The following is a 19,169-nucleotide window of genomic DNA, read 5'->3' as shown; positions in this document are numbered from 1 at the left end:
CCCACAGTAAGCACAACTATGTTCAATAGTACCATAGAAAATCATTCCAATACAACCGATAACCATCTCGGAAGCAGGCAGCCGATCAGCTTTCATAAATCGCCGGTTTTAATACTCCGATGTAAGGCAGATTGCGATAGCGTTCGGCATAATCAAGTCCGTAACCCACAACAAACGCGTCAGGAACTTCAAAGCCTACGAAGTCTGCTTTAATGTCCGCTTTTCTTCCGCTTGGTTTATCCAACAGGGTAACAATCTTAATTGATTTCGCTTTACGATATCGGAAGAGTTCTACGAGATAGCTCAAGGTTAACCCACTGTCGATAATATCTTCAATGATTAAGATGTCCCGGCCTTCTACAGATGTATCCAAATCTTTGATGATTTTGACTTCTCCGGAAGAAACCGTGGAATTTCCGTAGCTTGATACATCCATGAAGTCCATTTCCAAATATGTATCAATATGCTTTATAAGATCAGCCATAAAAGGAAGCGCTCCCTTTAACACACCGATTGCCAACGGAAACGTGTCGCTGTACTCGCTTGTTAATTGTTCTCCAAGCTGTTTTACTTTCTGCTGGATCTCATCTTCTGAGATCAGCACTTTTTCGATATCCTGTTTCATGTTAATGCTTGCCCCCTACACTTTTCATGCTGTCTATATTGTAATACAATGCGGTCACTGTTTGAAATCACAAGATCGTCAAAGATGGATTTTTTCAAGCCAGGCAGCCAGATAATTTCACCGCTCGCATCCGTTACAATCGGCCATTCGTCCCGATCCCGCAGAGGCAGTTTATGATCAATAAATATATCTTTCACCTTTTTCGAGCCATTCATCCCTTTAAGTTTGATCCGGTCGCCGATTTTTCTCGTCCGGATTGTTAAAGGAAATTGCACCTTGTTTCTGCTTGTCATAAAAACAGCATTCCCATTTTTGATATGAGGGTCAGCTTGAACGGCCACCTCTATCATAAAGCCGTTGGGGAGAACAGCAGTCTCGCCTTCCGCTCCTTGCAGCTGCAGCTCAAAGGGAACTTTTTCACATTGCCATTGTTCAAATGTAAACAAACATGTCTGATATGATTTGACCACCTTCAGCCCTTTCGGAAAATCAAGCACTCCCGAGGCGCTTCCATTTTCCGCCCATTCGAGAAACTGCTGTATGTGGCGGGCGGAAAACGACGATGGAACGTTTTCATAAAGATAGTTTAATATTAGTTGAACTCCTCTTCTTTGTAAAGGTATCGGAAGGGCAAGCAATTGAGAGGAATTGACTTCAACCGATGTGTCAGACTTGCTTGTAATAACCTTATTCATTCGTTCTTTCGTTAATGACTGCAGGTATTGTTCGTCTTCTGTCAGTGCTTCACTCACCTTTTGAAACATTTTATGAACGTCAGGTGATTCTTGTTTTAAAAAAGGAAGCACGGTCTTTCTGAATCTGTTTCTTGTATAATCGTCTTTTGCATTGCTCTCATCCGTTCTGTAGCTGAGCCCTTTTTGACGGCAGTATTCAAGGATTTCATCCTTTGCCGCATAAAGGAGAGGCCTGATCAGCCAGCCGGATGCAAATTCGCGGACGGGCTGCATTCCCGCAAGCCCTGCCCCGAGCGTACCTTTCGCAAGCCTCATGAGCATTGTCTCAACCTGGTCATCGCCGTGATGAGCCAGCGCCAAAAACTTCGCTTGGTGTTTCGCCATCAGATCTTCGAAAAACTGATATCTGCAATCACGCGCGGCAGCCTGCTTGTTCAGCCTATTCTTCTTTGCGTATGCAGAAACATCAATCTGTACCGTTTCACAGAGGATGTGTTCCGCTTCGCAATATGACTGCACAAACTTCATATCTTCTTCAGATTCAGGACCCCTGAACTGATGGTCGACATGCGCCGCTATGATAACGGAGGAATGCCCGAAGTGTTTATTCAGCATACTGAGAAGCGCCATTGAATCAGGGCCTCCGGAGACCCCGGCAATAATCGTTTCTCCCTCCGCCTGAAGATGATATGTTTTGAAAAAATCTTCCACGCTTTTCACAATGTCCCCCTCACAATGAGCAGGTTTTTTAAAGATATACATATCCTATCACTTTCATTCCCTCCAAGCAAAGAAGAAGCATGAGCGCAGGCGTCCGGCCGGCATTAGATGAGAAAAAAGACGATGTAAGCGAAATAAAGGGCGAGAACGCTGATTAAAATAAGTGTTGTTTCAAACAAACCATTGTGCTTTGCGGGTTTTTGTTTAGGTTTATACCGCGTTTGAGATACAGTGCCCTGCCGCGGTTTTGATTGCGGCGGCTTAGGCTTGGCGGCGGCTTTCCTTTTGCTCCCGGCGCTCTGCCCCGCCGTCAGGATGTCATGCTTCATGGCTTCCGCAGACGGATATTGGCCGTTTAAAGCAGAAAACAGAACCTTCTTATACTTATTCAGAAACGGGTGGCCTTCAATGATAGAACGAAGCTGTTCTTTCGGCTGTCCTGACTTTTTGCACTCTTTCTTCTGGACACAGTGGATCATGATCATTGCGACAGCAAACAGGTCATAGGATGGTTCTGCTTTTCTTGTTCCATACCCCCAATAGCCCCTGTCGTAAAACTCCGTATACTCTTTAATCGCGCGGCCCTGTTTTGTCGTTCCCCCTACATCAATGCAGCGAATGGCAGCCGGTGGTCCGGTTACAATGAGATTGTCCGGTTTGAGGTCACCAAAAACCCATCCCTGCTGATGAAGGACTGACAGGCTGGAAAGAAGCTGCACCATCAGCACCGGAATCCACTCCGCTCCCTTACTGCTGATATATTGCGGAAGAAGCGGCCCTTCTATGTACTCCATCACGTAAAAAGAGACATTTTTATTCAGCTGCGGAATAAACGCGTCGTCCGCATCAAAAAAAGAAGGCCCCATCGTTTGCGACCGGGCCTTTGAAAAGGATTTTAAGACATTCACTTCAGAGGTAACAGACATGCTGTCGCTGCTTATTTTCAAAGCGACCTGTCCGCCTGATGCTTCTGCCAGATATACAATACCGTTAGCCCCTTTTCCAAGCTGTTTGAGCAATCTGTAGGATTTGCCGTTCCATTTGCCCTGAATTGCCGTCCCCGGTGCCAGACTACATGCCAAACTCGTTAAAGCGTCGTTCATCATCTGCCAACATGCTCCTTCTTGAGCGGATTCTCTCAAACTGCTGCGTCGCTTCCCGGATAGCGGGGCCCGTAGGGGTGATACCGCCGGTCGACAGCTTCGCAAAGAGTGCAGAAAGAGATTCAAGCTTCGGCGTCCAATTCAGCACAAGCTCAACTTCCTGGCTTTTCCCGGGAAATATACACATGGCAAATTCATTTTGCCCGGCCCGGGAATTTAAACTGATGGAAAGATCGATCAGCGCTTCTTTCACCGTCGGCAGTTTCGGCGCCATACTCGCACTCGTATCAACCAGCACAAGCACTTGCAGATGAACCGTTTCGCCGAGTTCATCAACCACTTCCATCACTTCGCCGCGTTTTTCAGGAGAAAGCTCTTCCATTTCAACGTTTTTCCCTAAAATTTGTTTAAGCTCTTGATTGACGACGCCTTGCAGCGTCTGGGTCATTGCTTTTTTCGTCACCATTTGAACCGTCTGAGACAATTGTGACGCGTACACAACTTGATGGACGCCGCCTCCGGCCATGGCGATGCCTTCAACTTCCTTCATTGCCTCTTGGTCAATCGCGTTTTCTTCCATAATTCCTATAACATTCACCGTAATCCCCTGCTCCTTGGCGAAAGCCGCCATTGCGATCGGGTCTTCACCATGATTGGAGCAGCCATCTGTAACCAGCAGAACTTGATTTAAATGTCCCTTATTCACATACATTCCTCCCGGTGATACGATTAGTCCCATCTTCGCCAGAAGGAAAGTGATTTATACGAATGGATTAAGAAATCTCCTTTTTATTTTGGAAAACTGCCGGCACCGGTATGGAAGCCCATTTCGGCGTGTTGTGATCAATCCGGACAACAACCACTGTCATATCGTCTTCGATTTGGCCGGAACGCGTTCTGATGACCTCTTCCATTAATATATCAGCGATTTCCTGCGGATCTTCGGTTTTCAGCCCTTTCATTTTCCGCTTCATCCACAGGTCGTGGTTTTCAACGTGCTTCGGCCCTTCAAAAATACCGTCACTCATCATGACGAGCAGATCTCCCGCTTTTAACTGTTCACTTACAACCTCCACATCAAATTCATTGATGATGCCGATCGGCAGATTACTGGCCTGAACTTTCATGACTTGATCTCCCCGCTTGATAAAACTCGGCGTTGAACCGACCTTCAAGAATTTGCAGCTTGCATCCTGAAGATCAATGATAGAAAGATCGAGAGTTGAGTAGATTTCGTCTGTCGTCCGTAAAGACAGAATACTGTTGATCGTTTTGATCGCTATTTTTTCATCAATACCTGATTCGAGAATTTTTTCGAGCAGCTTAATCGTTTCATTGCTCTCATAATGGGCCCTCGCCCCATTGCCCATGCCGTCACTGATCGCGGCCGCATACTTTCTCGCCCCCAGTTCCATCATGCTGTAGCTGTCTCCGGAGACAAGGCCGCCGCCTTTTGCCGCATGAGCCGCGCCTGTCGATACCCGGTACGACTTGGTCGAACCGAACGCGACATGGCTGTAGCCATTCGGATGAGTCGAGTGCTGTTCGCTTTTGACAAGTATCTGCTCCTCAAGAATGTCAGACAGCATCGGGGCGATAATTTTCTCACTCTCACCGTGTCCTCCGCTGAACGGGATTGTCATTTCGATATCAATATTGCCCTGCTCCAAGCTGTATATCTCGACATGCTGAATCTCGATTCCGAAATGCTGAAGCGCCTCTATCATTTGTTCTTCCTGAATAAAATGCTGCTCCCTCTCCCGTTTTATTTCCCGAGAAAAGTCCGCCATGACCTCAGAAACCCCCAACAGCTGCTCGGCAACAAGCCTTCTGCTGTCCTGAACTTTTCTCTTCAGTGTCAGATGGGCGTGATGGTGGGCAAGTTCGTCCTCAATCAGCTCTTCCACCTGTCTGGATTTGGAACAGTGCTGTTGAAACTCCTTTTTTAATCTGCGGTTTGAGGCATACTGTTTTTCTTCTGTTTCATGCATAACTTGTTTCATTAAGTCATATGTTTTATCAAAGTTTTGAACCCAGCATTTGCTTTTCTTATAGCAGGATTGGCAGGAATGCTCGGTGATTTTGCTTAAAAAGAGATCCACTTCCCCTTCCTCTGCCTGCTCATCAGAAGACGTCTGATGAAAGGTGGCGAAGCTCTCCGACAAGGCATGAAACACATTGGAGAACTGGTCTACTTTCTGGGCGGTGACATCTCTGATTTTCCTCGCGTACTGCTGCTGTTCCTGACTGTGCTCAGCAGTGCCCGGTATGTATCGCGCCACCTTTTTCGTAATCGATTGGGGCGTAATCAAAAACAAAACAACGGCAATCAAAGATTCATAAAGAGTGGTCATTAATCCGGCAGACCCTTCTCCATATAATGAAATCAGCAATGAGCCGATCACTAACCCGACTGCGGCTCCGGCTTTCTTTCCTTCTTTCAGCAGCCCGCCAAGAAGCCCGGAAAACGCAAGCAGACTCATTTGATAGAGATTCCCGATATTCGCAAGCCCGAGGATCAGTCCGGTCACCACACCGACCGTACAGCCGATGCTCGCCCCGCCGACAAAGGAAAAACTCAGCACGACATAGCGGGCCAGGATATGCTCAGCCTGCATTCCCTGAAATGAAACACCGGCAAGCCCGGTTAAAACGGATGCGATCAAAATCATAAAACAGATGATTTCTTCTATTTTTAACGATTGCTTCACTTTTTTGATCGTGAAGATCGGCAGGCTTTGCAAAAAGATCAGCGTCAGAATAAAGGCCAGACCCGCCTCGACAACAGCCATCACATAATCATAGGTGGTAAAAGCGCCGCTCTCAAAATAAACAAATCCGATTCTCGCGGCAGCCATAGAGAAAAACACCACGATCGGCAGCATCTTCACCCGGTCCTGCACGATATATGTACCGATTTTTGAAAATAGAGTGAAGACGGCCAAAGCTGTGAGAATCAATAAAGAGTGTTTCGGCGAAATGGTTAAAGCGCCCGCAAGTAAAGACAGACAAGCATAGAAGGCTTTATCTCTTCTGATCAAAAGCATCGCTCCGAAAAACGGCAGCGCAAACGGAAGAACCTCAGATAATATGAAAGCCCGTCCAAGTAAAAAACCGATCACGACATAAATGAAACCCTTATAGAAAAAAAGTGAATGCGCTTGATGGACTGTAAGCTTTGCCGCCTTTTCAAAAAACGATTGCAGTTTTTCCAGAGCTTGTCCCGCCATCGGCCCGTTCACTCTTCTTTCCGCTTTTTCCATTGCTCTCATCCCCCACCTGTTTTATTCGTTGCTTGTCATTATAAATGAAAGCCCAGATAGGATTTTGTCAAAAGAAGGTAACATTTCCAAAGAACTCTTCGACGCTTTCTCCCTTGTTCCCCTTTCCTTTCGTATTTCCTCCGACATTTCTCAAAAAGTTGTCTAAATATGAAAAAACCGGCTTCTGCAACAGAAGCCGATTCGCTTGATGACCCGTACGGGATTCGAACCCGTGTTACCGCCGTGAAAGGGCGGTGTCTTAACCGCTTGACCAACGGGCCATATATATATGGTAGCGGCGGAGGGGATCGAACCCCCGACCTCACGGGTATGAACCGTACGCTCTAGCCAGCTGAGCTACACCGCCATATAGGTGCTTATAAGCACAAGTTATATAATACAAAGGTTTCTTCATTCCGTCAACAGGAACTTTAAAGTTTTAATTTTCTGACTATACGGACACATACAAAAAAAAGCACCCGCTGGGATAGACGGATGCTCCATGTATTTATAGAAAGCAGCAAGTTATCCTCTTCTTGCTCCGCGCCCTCCACGTTTTGATTCCGTGTTTCGTTTTAAAGATGATAAGCGGTCTTCGCTATCTTTAAGAAACTTGTTCATTTTCTGTTCAAAAGATTCTTTCGGACGGAAATCATTTCTAGGTCTGGCTTGCGGACGGTCTTTAGCTTTTTTAATTGATAAACCAATTTTCCCGTCTTTTTCAACGTTGATGACTTTCACTTCAACTTGATCGCCGACTTTTAAATGCTCGTTAATGTCTTTTACATAATTATCGGCTACCTCACTGATATGAACGAGACCGGTTGAGCCTCCAGGCAATTCAACAAATGCTCCGAAATTTGTAATACCTGTTATTTTCCCTTGCAACTTGCTGCCAACTTCAATCGACATAAAAAAAGTGCTCCTCCTTAGGCTTATAAAAAGATCGTTTGTTTAATTATACCTAAATAAAAATTTAAGTGTCAACAAGGCTACTTGCTCTTCTTCTCTACATTGAAGAGAATCTCACCATTTCCTGACATAAACAAGTCTCTTCTGGCAAGCTCTGTGACGTAATCCTCATCCTTTAATTTGGAAATTTCATCTTTTAAATCAGCCTGTTTTGCGTTCAATTTTTTCACTTGGTTTTCCAGCTGAGCTTTCTTTTCTTCGTTTGCGCTAAGGGAAGAGGTCTGTGACCAAAGAGAACCCGCTAAGACAATAGCCGTCAACAACACAAGGGCGCCGAATACGATCAACCGTCTGAAAAGCCCTTTCCGCCTTCTTTTCATAAGCTGGGATTGCCGTTCAACCTGCTCTTTATAGTCGTTTTGAATTTCAGTTATTGTACGTTCTCTAGATAGATTCAAATCAGACGGTCCTCCTTTCACCTTTTCAAAATACGTATCATGGTCGATCTGATTGTTATGATTAGTTTCTTGCTCTTTTGTAAAAATCCTGCACTTTTTTGAAAATATCGTTTGAAAGTAAGACGCCACTTTTCAGGAAGAAGTTTCAATAATTGTTTCAACAGGAAAAACAGCGGATACAGCAAAAACGCTACGATCTTAAAAAGACACTTCGCAAAAAAGGCACTCACCCGATAGGAGTATAAAGAAATAGCCGTGATCAGCCCGATGAGCAGCTTAAAGAGCAGAAGCACCGGACGGAACAGCACGTGCTGAATGAGCTTTTTTGCGAATTGGTAAAGAGACACCGCAAGATGAATGGCAAATTTCAGTATTTTTATATACATTCGTTTAAACAGGCTTTGGTACGTCGCAATACCCAGTAAGACAGCCAAGAAAATGTATACCCTGAGTTCTCCTTCATTCACGTTGAGCAGCACATAGAAAAACAGCAGACCTTGTACAATCCAAAAGAGAATGTCATGAATGAATAACAGCCATCTGGCCGTTTTGGCGCGGCTGACAAACAGCCTGTATGTATCAAGCGACGCTCCGAGCCAGGCGCCCATACCGGTCATTGCCAGCATCGTATAAAATTGGGTCGTCAGCGTCATTTAAACAACTTGCTAAAAAACCCTTTAGCTTTATCCCCTTGCTGCTCGTCTAAATATACAAGGTCAAACACCCTGCCTTTTATAGATACAATCCCTTTTTCCACATCAAGATTTTTCATCTGCAGGTTCTCGCCTCTGACGGAAAGCATTCCCATAACCGTTTCCAGCAAAAACTCTTCGTTGTCAAAACTTTCTACATGCTTGACGCCCGAAATGTCTAAATGCTTTCTCCCTTTCATCGTTACATCATGCTGTTCCGGAACAGAAGAAGAACCTTTTTGCTCATAATATGAATTCATCTATTCAGCCCCCATATCCTCGATACTTTTAGCATTATTACTGCATTGTATGAGGCGGGAGCTTTGTTTAGAACAAGCCTATTCGCCGAGTTTTTCTTCCTTGACGATTGTATACATGCCCGCGGCTTCTTCTTTTTTCGTTGTTTCTTTCAATTCGTTTACCTTCACGGTGACAAGCTTCTGGCCGAAGCGGACCGTCAGTTCATCACCGGCTTTTACGTCTGAGCTGGCTTTCGCCTGATTCCCGTTAACGGTGATTCTCCCTTGATCGGCGACCTCTTTCGCCAATGTGCGGCGTTTAATCAATCTGGATACTTTTAAAAACTTATCAAGTCTCATATCAGAATCTCCTCTCCATTTCTTTTGCTTCATCCCACAATTTGTCCATTTCCTCAAGTGACATTGCGGTCAATTCAAGTCCCTTTGCTGCCGCTTCTTTCTCAATATAAGCAAAGCGTCTGCGGAATTTGTCATTTGTCATGGCGAGCGCTTCCTCAGGCTCAATTTTATAGTATCGGCCGATATTGACCAATGCAAATAAAACATCGCCGAAATCAGCTTTTAAGCTGATTTCATCTGCTGATTCGGCGGAAGCCTCTGCAGAAAATTCCTTCAGCTCTTCATTTACTTTATCCCATATATCCTGAACGTCATCCCAGTCAAAGCCGGTTTTCGCGGCTTTTTTCTGAAGCTTGGCCGCTTTCGCAAGAGAAGGCAGTGTTTTCGGCACGGCATCCAGCAATGAAGAGGATGTTGTTTGCTTTTCCGCCTTTTTGATTTCTTCCCAGTTGGCGACGACATCATGTTCATCCTGAACCTTAACATCCTTAAACACATGCGGGTGCCGTCTGACCATCTTCGCACTGATGTCTCTGATGACATCATCAATTGAGAAATACCCCTCGTCTTCTCCTATCTGGGCGTGCAGCATAACCTGAAGCATGACGTCCCCGAGTTCTTCTATCATGTGATCCGTGTCCTCTTCGTCAATGGCCTCAAGCAGTTCGTAGCATTCCTCAATCATATATTTCTTTAATGACTGGTGTGTCTGCTTTTGATCCCACGGACAGCCGTTCGGCCCGCGAAGCTCGCGAATAATACTTCGGAATGCAGAAAATTCCTGGTAAAGGAGTTCTTCTTTTTTAATCGGCGGAACATACACGCTTGTTAAGTTATTTATTTCTACATTGCGGTCAAGTTCAAACAAAGGCACCTTGGTCATCTTTTCTCCCTTGCTTCCGGCTGCCGTGACGATGACCACTTCATAGTCGTCAGGCAATTTCTCCATAAGCGTCAGCTTCACCTCAGAGGCCGTCATTTGGTCATAAACCTGGCAAATGATCAGGTGATGGCGGAGTTCGAGCTCATCCGGCGTCATTGTTTGCGCATCCGTAAATTGAAACCCTTCAATCGGATCAATTCGCAATGCATTAAAAGTGGCATCCAAAAAGCTTTGCCCTCCGGCAGTATGAACAGCTACCTGTTGTTCTTCCCGGCGTTCAAATAACAGCTGAACGGTTTTCTCAGCGACAAACGGATGCCCGGGCACAGCGTAGACGACATCCTCTTGCTTCGCTTTTTCAAACAGAATGTCCGCGATCTCTTCATAGACCGCTTCAAACTGATCATGTTTTTCATAAATATCATCAAAATACCGGATGTCCGCTTCCGTCTCTTGCTCTAATTCCGGAATCAAAGGGTGGTCTTTCGTTCTTATATATAAATGCTTCGCCTGAGTCAGCAGCTTATGTACGCCCACTGTCAACTGATCCATGTCTCCGGCGCCGAGGCCGACGACCGTAATGTTACCTGCCATGTTTTTCTCTCCTCTTTTTCAATTTGCTTAAAGCACTGCCGAAAGGAAGGCCGCTCAGCTCTTCGTCCGTGAAAATCTTCATTCTTATCATACAATAAATAAACAATAGCCCTCCGATGACTGACGCAGACAGACTCTCGCATACAGCTCCGGCCCTGCTGACGGGAACAAATAACTGCCATAGCTTCATATATACGAGCAGAAAGAAGACCATCAGCAGACTGCACCAGCACAGACGGGCAATCACGCCTCCGATATTCGTCAGCCAGCCCTTCGACCAAATTCTCCGGAGATTCAGGCACGCAACTGCGGCAAATGCCAAGACGGTCGCCAGTGCCGCTCCTGTAATACCCCAGCCGGGGACCAGCCAAACATTCAGCACCCATTTCAGCGCCCCTCCCGCCAAAACGGATACGGCGGGGAAAACGGTATGTCCCGCTCCTTGCAGAATCGCGGCTGCCGTAAGCGCAATTGAGGCAAAAAAGATAGATAAGCTGAATATTTGTAAGGTCTGCGTCCCCTCACTGTTTTGGAAAAGCATGATATTCACCGGCTCTAAAATGCAAAAAAGCCCGGCTGATGCACCGATCCCTACCGCAAGGCAGAGCTTGACGGCTGATGTTGCTTTCTCTTTTATGATAAACGGCTTATTCTCATGCACCGCTTTTGAAATTGAAGGAACCAATGACGCGGCAATACTGACGGCAAACACAGTTCCCAGCTGAAGGAGCGGCTGTCCGCGGTCATATATGCCTTTCAGCCGTTTCGCGGCATGGCTCTCCGTCCCGTCTGAAAGCAGTGAATATAAGTTTAAGGCGTCTACAAGTTGAATCAAAAGCATGAGTACACTGCTGATACAGATGGTGACTGAATAAAGCAGCAGCTTTTTTACAATGACGGCCGTTTCGATATGTCCGCCGTCTTTCTTGCTTTCTTCCCGCTTATACCAAAAAACAGCCAATACACAAAGCGCCGCCAAGCTTCCGGCAATTGATCCCGAGGCCGCCCCCGCACCCGCCGCGTATAATGAACGGCCGCTTTTCAAAAGCCAGAAGGATAAACCGAGAAGCACCGCCACGCGAAGAAGCTGTTCCGTAATCTGGGATAAGGCTGACGGCATCATATCATGCACACCTTGGAAATACCCCCTGAAAACCGCCGTGAACGGAAACAGTATGAAACCGAACGCCGCGACCCTTATCAGCATCACAAGGCGGGCGTCACCCATAAAACCGGCCAACGGCGCCGCGCCGGCATACATGAGCGCAAACAGAACAAGTCCGGCCGCCGTGACATAAAGGGCGGAAATTTTCATTATTTTTTGTTTATGATTGCTATAATCGTTCATTAATTTTGAGATGATTACCGGAAAACCGGATGTTGACAGCATGACCGCGATCCCTAAAAACGGATACACCTGCTGATAAATGTAAAATCCGACGTCACCGACAATATTCTGAAAAGGAACCCTGTACACGGCGCTTAATATCTTCGTCACGATACCCGCAACGACGAGCACAAAAGCACCTTTCCATGCCGATTGCCGCTTGGCGCCAACTGAATCGTTCATCCAAAAGCTCCTTCCAGCCGCTAGAAAATTACGTCTATAAAACGAGCTTATTATATCACAATCCTAACGGCCGAACCGATAGAGAGCACATATGAATATGAAAAAGAACAGCACTTGTAAAAGAGCTGCTCTTTCTCCGTTTTCTTATTTCAATAATGGTAATAAGACCTACTGCTCCATTTGTCTCGCCAAAAAACTGGCTGCCGTTTCTACTGCTTTATGTTCTACTTCTCCAAGTGCCTGCTCCTTGGAAAAGATGACCACGGCGCCGATAGGATCGCCATTTGCCACGATCGGAGCTATTGTATAGGAGCTCATATCTTCATCAATGTCATTAACAAGCTGCGCGGACTTCACGTCGTTTTCTACCACTGAGCTGCGCTGATCCATCGTTTTTTCGAGCAAATCGCTGATGGCTTTGTTCAGAAATTCTTTTTTCGAACTGCCTGAAACGGCAATATACGCGTCACGGTCGCAAATCAAGACGGAATGGCCGAGACTGTCATACAATGCATCTGCATATTCTTTCGCAAAATCGCCAAGCTCACTGATAGGAGAATATTTTTTCAATATAACTTCTCCGTCGCGGTCAACGAATATTTCAAGCGGGTCTCCTTCCCTGATCCGCAGTGTTCTCCGAATTTCTTTAGGGATGACGACCCGTCCTAGATCATCAATACGACGTACGATACCTGTAGCTTTCATCTCTCTGGTGCCTCTCTTTCATGTGATGATATTTAAGGGAAAGTACTAAAGCTCTTTACTTTATGTAGCTTCCGCCACTCGCTTGAAATTAGTATCCGTCACATCAAATGTAATATACACCAGAGAGTAACAATTTTTATGAAGACGCGATTGTTTCTTTCTTCACATCCTGAAGGCCTTTCAGCATGCCGAGCACGGTCTCCAGCCACTCTTCCGTTTTGCGGCCTTTCGTCTGTACTGAGATTTTCAGCTTTTTCCCTTCCATTCCCAGTCCGATCTGCCGGCCGTATTTATTGCCGAGTTCGAACAATTTCTGGCCGTCAATCTGTGCGCTGGCCTCTTCAGAAATGGTAAATCTGATCGCGTCTTTATCCTGCTTGATGAGTTCGACGCGTTCATATTTTCCGTATACCTTCATCTCAGCAACCGTAAACAGCCATTCAACCTCTTTAGGATAGCTGCCGAACCTGTCGATGATTTCATCTTGAAGCTCATTTTTCTCCTCAATTGTGGCGATTGACCTGAAGCGTTTGTACATGTCGATTTTTTGCTTGCCGTCTTGTATATAGTTTTCAGGAATATACGCGTCCAGCTCGATATCGATTTCTGTCTCAAACTGTTCGCTTTTCGGAATATCGCCTTTCCGCTCTTCAATCGCTTCCTTGAGCATTTGCGAGTACAGGTCAAAACCGACTGAGTCGATAAAGCCGTGCTGCTGGGCGCCGAGAAGGTTCCCCGCTCCCCTGATCGTCAAGTCACGCATGGCGATTTTAAAGCCTGACCCCAGCTCGGTAAATTCTTTAATCGCCTGCAGCCGTTTCTCCGCCACCTCAGTGAGCACTTTGTCTCTGCGGTACGTAAAATACGCGTAAGCGACGCGGTTGGAACGGCCGACCCGTCCTCTCAGCTGATACAGCTGAGACAGCCCCATTTTGTCTCCGTCGAACACAATCAAGGTATTGACATTTGGTATATCTACGCCTGTCTCAATAATAGTCGTGCTGACAAGGACGTCTGATTCCCCTTCCAGAAAATTGAGCATGACGCTTTCCAATTCATTTTCGGTCATTTTTCCGTGGGCATATGCCACTTTCGCATCGGGAACAAGCATGGAAATTTCATCAGCCTTCCGCTCGATGTCATCCACGCGGTTGTACAAGAAATATACCTGTCCTCCGCGCGCCAGTTCTCTTTCGATGGCTTCCCGCACAAGCGCGCCGTTGTATTCCACGACATATGTCTGAACAGGGAAACGGTTTTCCGGCGGCGTTTCAATAACAGATAAGTCCCGCACACCGAGCATGGACATATGAAGCGTACGCGGTATCGGCGTCGCTGTAAGAGTCAGCACATCGACATTGGCTTTGATCTGTTTGATTTTTTCCTTATGCGTTACGCCAAAGCGCTGCTCTTCATCAATAATGAGCAAGCCGAGATCTTTATAGACGACGTCTTTAGATAAGAGCCTGTGGGTTCCTATTACGATGTCTACCGTTCCGTTTTTCAAGCCTTTTATCGTTTCATTGGATTCTTTTCTCGTTCTGAATCGGCTGAGAAGACCGATGTTAATCGGATAGTCTTGGAAACGCTCCATAATGGTTTCATAATGCTGCTGCGCGAGTATTGTCGTCGGCACAAGAAGCGCGACCTGCTTTCCGTCGGCGATCGCTTTAAAGGCCGCTCGGATGGCTACCTCCGTCTTCCCGTAACCGACATCACCGCAAAGCAAACGATCCATCGGGCGCTCTCTTTCCATATCCTTTTTAATCTCCTGAATGGAACGGAGCTGGTCCTCTGTTTCCTGATAAGGGAAAGCAGATTCGAACTGCCGCTGCATTTCATGATCCGGCGAGAACGCATAGCCCTTGCTTGCTTCCCGTTCCGCATAAAGCTTAATCAGATCATCGGCAATATCCTGAACGGAGTTTTCAACTTTTTTCTTCACCCGTTTCCATTCACTGCCGCCCAGTTTATAAAGCTTCGGTTCTTTTCCTTCAGAGCCGACGTACTTCTGCACCTGGTCGATTTGTTCTACAGGGACGTACAGCTTATCGCTGCCCTGATAATGAATGTTGAGGTAATCTTTATGAATGCCTTTGATTTCTAGTGTTTCGATCCCCAAATACTTACCGATCCCGTGGTTGACGTGGACGACATAGTCACCGACCTGAAGCTCGGAATAGCTTTTGATCCGTTCGGCATTTGTCAGCTTCTGCTTTCTCGGCTTTTTCTTAATTCGGTTCTTGAACAGCTCTTCCTCCGTAATAACGGCCAGCTTCATCAGTGGCAGTTCAAAACCGGATTGCAGCTCGCCTTCCATGACATAGACCTGTCCTTGCACAAGCGCTTTGGAGCTGTCCGTTTTTGCGGCTTCAATTTCGTAATCAGCCAGCACGGATGCCAATCTGTCGGTTCTGTCCTTATTTGCGCCTAAAAAGACGACGGTGAAGTTTGATTTCTTAAAGCGCTCCATTTCACCTGCGAGCACATTCATCTGCCCGTGAAAACTCTGCATCTGCCGGCTTGTCACATTCACGATATTCTGAGGGCTTGTATGCTGGACATGACGCAAAAATAATGAATAATAAATAGCCGGGCGCCGCTTTTCGCTCATAAGCTCCTGAAAGCTGAAGGATAAATGAATGTCATGCAGAATTTTCCCTTCCTCGAGCAGACTTGTCGTAAATTCGGCCTCTTCTTTTTGCAGCTGATCCTCCATTTCATGAATGCGGCTGACCTCGTCTAACAGTAACAACGTGTCTGCCGGTGTATAATCTAGCAAACTAGCAGGTTTTTCGTAAAAGTACGAGAGATACTTCACAAGTTCCTGATCAGTCTGTCCCGTTGATAACCGTTCTTTATCATGTGAGATATTGATATGAAGCATTTCCTTTTGTTTGTCCTGCTTCAGCTTTTTCAGACTGTCGGCAAGCCCTTTATCGAGCCTTTCCATTGCCCGGGCTTTTTCTTCCGCCCTGATGATCAATTCCTTCGCCGGTCCGATCGCCACATGTTTGAGCGTCTCAATTGATCTCTGGTCATCAGAATTGAAGCTTCTGATGGAATCGACCTCCGTATCAAACAGTTCAATTCGCACCGGATGCTCCGACGTCAGCGGATAAATGTCGATAATTCCGCCGCGAATACTGAATTCACCGGGTGCAGAAACCATATCGGAACGCTCATACCCCACCTCTACAAGGCGCGCGGACAGCTGATCCGGTTCTATTTCGTCTCCGAGTGAAATGACGAGCTGGCTGCTTTTCCACAGCTCCTTCGGCGGAAGCATTCTTCTCACTGCCGCAACGGGCGCCACAACGACCGGCGCTTCTCCGTTTGTTAATCTATTAATGACATCAAGCCGCTGAGCGCGCAGTTCAGGGCTCGCTACCGCAATTTCTGAAGAAATCAATTCATTCACGGGGTATAAAAAAACAGATTGATCCCCGAGAAGCGCCGTCAGATCTTCCGTCACTTTTTGGGCCTGATATAAATTATGGGTGATAAAGAAAATCGGCCTTTTCGTTTCCTGTGCAAGGGCGGAGGTAAAAACAGAACGCGCGGAACCTGACAGACCCGCAAGCAGCTGTTCCTTCAGCCCCTCATGTAAACCGTTGACAATGGATTTAAAATCATCGCTTTCTTTAATAAAGGTTTGAATGTTGTCCATATGGGCCCTCCTCTCTATTTTCTGCAAGAACAGAAAAACGCTTTGGTCTAGAATCTACACCAAAGCTTCTTATTGAATAAATGTGTTGTGTTCATGGTAGTGCGGATTGCGCTCCAGCGCCTCTTGGCAGTCTTCACAAATTGTAAGAACATGGACATCTCCATTGTCTTTATATGAAATCATATCGTTTCTTTCCTCATTTGTTAAGTGCTGAAATCCAAGTGACTGTGTCGGCACCGTCGAATATTCCAGGCTCCCTACCTTAAAGCCGCAGTGGCGGCAGAAATAATGCAAAGCCATACGTTGGACCTCCTGATGTGAAAAAATCATTTTTCCCTAGTATGGTCTCCCATTATTTATCTTATACATTTGCATTAAATTCGTTCATGACTTCTAAAAATGGTTTCGTTAAGGAAGCTTCGCAGGCTTTTACGGTTTTTGAGACGGCATCATTGATATGCGGCGCTTCTTCCTTCGTAAAAGCTCCCAGTACATAGTCAACGACTTTCATTCCGTTGACGGGGCGGCCGATTCCGATTCTGACCCGGTCAAATTCAGGGGTTCCGAGGTGCTGTATAAGCGATTTAATTCCGTTATGTCCGCCTGCGCTCCCCTTCGTCCGAAGTCTGATTTTTCCCGTCGGAAGATCAAGGTCATCGTATATGACTTTCAGATCTTCATGATCGGCATCATAATAATCCAGTAGCGGCCGCAAACATTCCCCTGATAAATTCATATATGTAAGCGGTTTAACAAGTAGAACTTTTTTTCCGGAAACAAACCCCATTCCGTAAAGTCCGTTGAATTTCGTTTTATTCAATTCAATATTCCATTCTTTAGAAAGCTCGTCAATGGCCATAAAGCCGACATTATGTCTCGTGTTCTCGTAGGTTTTCCCGGGGTTACCGAGACCGGCAATCACAAGCATCGTAAATCCTCCCTCAACATCGCTGTAATTCTTCTCATTCTAGCACAAAAGACGTAACCTCGGGCGGGTTACGTCTTAAAGCGCTTATTGATTTTCTCCTTCGGGCTCTTCCCCAGGAGACGGTTCTGCATCTTCTTCGAATGCTTCCTGCTTAGGAGGAAGGATGGAAGCCACGACTTCTTCCGGATCGTTTGCAAATGTATAATTGCCGTCAGCAGTCAGATCTGCGATGGTCAGCACATCATTCATCTCAAGTCCTGAAATATCAACATTGATTGTCTGAGGGATGTCCTTCGGTCTGGCCTTAATCGAAAGCTCATGCAGCGGCTGCTGGATGACGCCTCCGTCTTTGACTCCCTTCGCCTCTCCCGTCAGCTGAATCGGCACCTCGGCCTCCAGCTCCTCACTCATATTCACGACTTGAAAATCGGCGTGCGTCAATTCGTTTTTGAGCGGGTCTGTCTGAAGATCAGTCACCATAACCGATTGCTGATTTCCGTTGACATCAATTGTGATAATCGTGTTTTTTCCTTCGTCCCGCAATGTTTTAAGCAATTCGACACTGTCTAAAGAGACAGGCGTATTCGTTGTTTCTTTACCGTATATAATCCCTGGAACATGTCCTGAATGACGGATTTTCCGAAGCGTCGAACGTTTAAAATCTGTTCTTTCATTTGCTTTTAAAGTTGCCATATTCAGCACCATCCTAATTATCGTTTTATCGTCCTATTAGAACAATACCCACAATAACTGGGATTTAAACCTTAAAGTTTCGGCTTAGCTGAATAAATAGCTGACAGATTGTTTCTCGTGAACGCGGATAATCGCTTCAGCCAGAAGCGGTCCGACAGAAAGCTGCTTAAAGCGGTCGATTTTTTTCTCATCAGGAAGCTTAATGCTGTTCGTTACGACAAGCTCCTTGATTTTAGAGTTATTGATCCGCTCAACGGCAGGACCTGACAGTACAGGGTGCGTACAGCATGCATACACTTCTGCAGCTCCGTTTTCAACCAGCGCGTTAGCGGCAAGTGTGATTGTGCCGGCCGTATCAATAATATCATCGATCAGAATCGCTGTTTTTCCTTCCACGTTACCGACGATGTTCATCACTTCTACCTCATTCGGTCTAGGACGGCGTTTGTCGATAATCGCGATCGGCGCTTTCAGACGGTCCGCAAGTTTGCGGGCGCGCGTCACACCGCCGTGGTCAGGAGAAACAATGACGATATCTTTCAAGTCTTTACCTTCAAAGTAATGGCCTAAAATCGGAACACCCATTAAGTGGTCAATCGGAATATCAAAGAAACCTTGAATTTGCGGCGCGTGTAAATCAAGCGCGATCACGCGTGTCGCACCCGCTGTTTCAAGCAGGTTTGCAAAAAGTTTTGCCGTAATCGGTTCACGTGATCTTGCTTTTCTGTCCTGGCGCGCATAACCGTAGTACGGAATGACAATGTTGATTGTTTTCGCGGAAGCGCGCTTTAAAGCGTCAACCATAATCAGCAATTCCATGATGTGCTCGTTGACCGGCGCACTTGTAGACTGAATGATATAGCAATCACAGCCGCGAATACTTTCTTCTATGTTGATCTGGACCTCTCCGTCACTGAATCTTGTAACAGAGCACTTTCCTAATTGAACCCCTACATTATCCGCGATTTCTTTTGCAAGTTCTGGATTTGAATTCAAAGAAAAAATCTTTAAATTCTTATCTCCGTATTCGTTAGACATGGTAAACCTCCGATTTTAGGA

At 46.1% G+C, this 19,169-nt stretch carries 18 protein-coding genes and 2 tRNA genes; all 20 read right to left on the bottom strand.

Going from position 1 to position 19,169, the window contains the following annotated elements; translation table 11 throughout:
• Positions 1–85 precede the first annotated feature (85 nt).
• Positions 86–625, bottom strand: a complete 540-nt coding sequence (hpt, locus tag ACWHAR_RS18855; protein WP_004264611.1) for a hypoxanthine phosphoribosyltransferase — start codon at positions 623–625, stop codon at positions 86–88.
• Positions 622–2,040, bottom strand: a complete 1,419-nt coding sequence (tilS, locus tag ACWHAR_RS18850) for a tRNA lysidine(34) synthetase TilS (RefSeq protein WP_032872210.1) — start codon at positions 2,038–2,040, stop codon at positions 622–624. Before tilS ends, hpt begins: the two co-directional genes overlap by 4 nt.
• A 104-nt stretch (positions 2,041–2,144) precedes the next feature.
• Positions 2,145–3,146, bottom strand: coding sequence for a protein kinase domain-containing protein (locus tag ACWHAR_RS18845; protein ID WP_007615197.1), 1,002 nt, complete (start codon positions 3,144–3,146; stop codon positions 2,145–2,147).
• Entirely contained in the window at positions 3,112–3,849 is a 738-nt protein-coding gene (locus ACWHAR_RS18840; protein ID WP_032872200.1) for a vWA domain-containing protein, read from the bottom strand. Before ACWHAR_RS18840 ends, ACWHAR_RS18845 begins: the two co-directional genes overlap by 35 nt.
• A gap of 67 nt (positions 3,850–3,916) precedes the next feature.
• Positions 3,917–6,406 carry a stage II sporulation protein E gene (gene spoIIE / locus ACWHAR_RS18835; RefSeq protein WP_007409936.1) on the bottom strand — a complete coding sequence of 830 codons (2,490 nt, stop codon included), beginning with the start codon at positions 6,404–6,406 and terminating at the stop codon, positions 3,917–3,919.
• Positions 6,407–6,615: 209 nt separating this feature from the next.
• A tRNA-Glu gene (locus tag ACWHAR_RS18830) sits at positions 6,616–6,687 on the bottom strand.
• Positions 6,688–6,696: 9 nt separating this feature from the next.
• Positions 6,697–6,773 (bottom strand) — tRNA-Met (locus ACWHAR_RS18825).
• A 158-nt stretch (positions 6,774–6,931) separates the two neighbouring features.
• Positions 6,932–7,318, bottom strand: a complete 387-nt coding sequence (locus tag ACWHAR_RS18820) for a S1 domain-containing RNA-binding protein (RefSeq protein ID WP_004264630.1) — start codon at positions 7,316–7,318, stop codon at positions 6,932–6,934.
• A gap of 80 nt (positions 7,319–7,398) precedes the next feature.
• Positions 7,399–7,776: a cell division protein DivIC gene (gene divIC / locus ACWHAR_RS18815; protein WP_032872199.1), complete on the bottom strand. Its 378-nt coding sequence runs from the start codon at positions 7,774–7,776 to the stop codon at positions 7,399–7,401.
• Between the two features lie 17 nt (positions 7,777–7,793).
• Positions 7,794–8,429 (bottom strand): spore cortex biosynthesis protein YabQ, encoded by a 636-nt coding sequence (yabQ, locus tag ACWHAR_RS18810; RefSeq protein WP_032872196.1) that lies wholly within the window; start codon positions 8,427–8,429, stop codon positions 7,794–7,796.
• Positions 8,426–8,728 carry a sporulation protein YabP gene (gene yabP, locus ACWHAR_RS18805; protein WP_004264638.1) on the bottom strand — a complete coding sequence of 101 codons (303 nt, stop codon included), beginning with the start codon at positions 8,726–8,728 and terminating at the stop codon, positions 8,426–8,428. The genes yabQ and yabP overlap by 4 nt, the downstream gene beginning before the upstream one ends.
• A 78-nt stretch (positions 8,729–8,806) precedes the next feature.
• The gene (locus tag ACWHAR_RS18800) at positions 8,807–9,067 is read right to left on the bottom strand and encodes an RNA-binding S4 domain-containing protein (protein ID WP_007409934.1); all 261 of its coding nucleotides are present in this window, start codon (positions 9,065–9,067) and stop codon (positions 8,807–8,809) included.
• 1 nt (position 9,068) lies between these two features.
• Positions 9,069–10,544 carry a bifunctional methyltransferase/pyrophosphohydrolase YabN gene (locus ACWHAR_RS18795; RefSeq protein ID WP_032872194.1) on the bottom strand — a complete coding sequence of 492 codons (1,476 nt, stop codon included), beginning with the start codon at positions 10,542–10,544 and terminating at the stop codon, positions 9,069–9,071.
• Complete coding sequence (locus ACWHAR_RS18790; protein ID WP_032872192.1) at positions 10,534–12,114, bottom strand: putative polysaccharide biosynthesis protein; 1,581 nt, start codon at positions 12,112–12,114, stop codon at positions 10,534–10,536. The genes ACWHAR_RS18795 and ACWHAR_RS18790 overlap by 11 nt, the downstream gene beginning before the upstream one ends.
• 168 nt (positions 12,115–12,282) lie before the next feature.
• Positions 12,283–12,819 (bottom strand): stage V sporulation protein T, encoded by a 537-nt coding sequence (gene spoVT / locus ACWHAR_RS18785; RefSeq protein WP_004264646.1) that lies wholly within the window; start codon positions 12,817–12,819, stop codon positions 12,283–12,285.
• Between the two features lie 136 nt (positions 12,820–12,955).
• Positions 12,956–16,489, bottom strand: a complete 3,534-nt coding sequence (gene mfd, locus ACWHAR_RS18780) for a transcription-repair coupling factor (RefSeq protein ID WP_025650339.1) — start codon at positions 16,487–16,489, stop codon at positions 12,956–12,958.
• Positions 16,490–16,558: 69 nt separating this feature from the next.
• Positions 16,559–16,789, bottom strand: a complete 231-nt coding sequence (locus ACWHAR_RS18775) for an anti-sigma-F factor Fin family protein (RefSeq protein ID WP_004264650.1) — start codon at positions 16,787–16,789, stop codon at positions 16,559–16,561.
• Positions 16,790–16,850: 61 nt separating this feature from the next.
• Positions 16,851–17,417, bottom strand: coding sequence for an aminoacyl-tRNA hydrolase (gene pth / locus ACWHAR_RS18770; protein WP_004264652.1), 567 nt, complete (start codon positions 17,415–17,417; stop codon positions 16,851–16,853).
• An 84-nt stretch (positions 17,418–17,501) separates the two neighbouring features.
• Complete coding sequence (locus tag ACWHAR_RS18765) at positions 17,502–18,110, bottom strand: 50S ribosomal protein L25/general stress protein Ctc (RefSeq protein WP_032872190.1); 609 nt, start codon at positions 18,108–18,110, stop codon at positions 17,502–17,504.
• Positions 18,111–18,194: 84 nt separating this feature from the next.
• Complete coding sequence (locus ACWHAR_RS18760; protein WP_004264656.1) at positions 18,195–19,148, bottom strand: ribose-phosphate diphosphokinase; 954 nt, start codon at positions 19,146–19,148, stop codon at positions 18,195–18,197.
• Positions 19,149–19,169 lie beyond the last annotated feature (21 nt).

It is taken from the genome of Bacillus sp. LR--39 (assembly GCF_053613335.1).
Note: the sequence above shows the minus strand (reverse complement) of the source record. Positions and strands in the feature narration are given on the sequence as shown.

Excerpts from the sequence above, each read along its gene's own strand:
- hpt (WP_004264611.1), bottom strand. The coding sequence starts at position 625 with ATGAAACAGGATATCGAAAAAGTGCTGATCTCAGAAGATGAGATCCAG.
- ACWHAR_RS18845 (WP_007615197.1), bottom strand. The coding sequence starts at position 3,146 with ATGATGAACGACGCTTTAACGAGTTTGGCATGTAGTCTGGCACCGGGG.
- spoIIE (WP_007409936.1), bottom strand. The coding sequence starts at position 6,406 with ATGGAAAAAGCGGAAAGAAGAGTGAACGGGCCGATGGCGGGACAAGCT.
- ACWHAR_RS18820 (WP_004264630.1), bottom strand. The coding sequence starts at position 7,318 with ATGTCGATTGAAGTTGGCAGCAAGTTGCAAGGGAAAATAACAGGTATT.
- yabQ (WP_032872196.1), bottom strand. The coding sequence starts at position 8,429 with ATGACGCTGACGACCCAATTTTATACGATGCTGGCAATGACCGGTATG.
- yabP (WP_004264638.1), bottom strand. The coding sequence starts at position 8,728 with ATGAATTCATATTATGAGCAAAAAGGTTCTTCTTCTGTTCCGGAACAG.
- ACWHAR_RS18800 (WP_007409934.1), bottom strand. The coding sequence starts at position 9,067 with ATGAGACTTGATAAGTTTTTAAAAGTATCCAGATTGATTAAACGCCGC.
- ACWHAR_RS18795 (WP_032872194.1), bottom strand. The coding sequence starts at position 10,544 with ATGGCAGGTAACATTACGGTCGTCGGCCTCGGCGCCGGAGACATGGAT.
- ACWHAR_RS18790 (WP_032872192.1), bottom strand. The coding sequence starts at position 12,114 with ATGAACGATTCAGTTGGCGCCAAGCGGCAATCGGCATGGAAAGGTGCT.
- spoVT (WP_004264646.1), bottom strand. The coding sequence starts at position 12,819 with ATGAAAGCTACAGGTATCGTACGTCGTATTGATGATCTAGGACGGGTC.
- mfd (WP_025650339.1), bottom strand. The coding sequence starts at position 16,489 with ATGGACAACATTCAAACCTTTATTAAAGAAAGCGATGATTTTAAATCC.
- ACWHAR_RS18775 (WP_004264650.1), bottom strand. The coding sequence starts at position 16,789 with ATGGCTTTGCATTATTTCTGCCGCCACTGCGGCTTTAAGGTAGGGAGC.
- pth (WP_004264652.1), bottom strand. The coding sequence starts at position 17,417 with ATGCTTGTGATTGCCGGTCTCGGTAACCCCGGGAAAACCTACGAGAAC.
- ACWHAR_RS18765 (WP_032872190.1), bottom strand. The coding sequence starts at position 18,110 with ATGGCAACTTTAAAAGCAAATGAAAGAACAGATTTTAAACGTTCGACG.
- ACWHAR_RS18760 (WP_004264656.1), bottom strand. The coding sequence starts at position 19,148 with ATGTCTAACGAATACGGAGATAAGAATTTAAAGATTTTTTCTTTGAAT.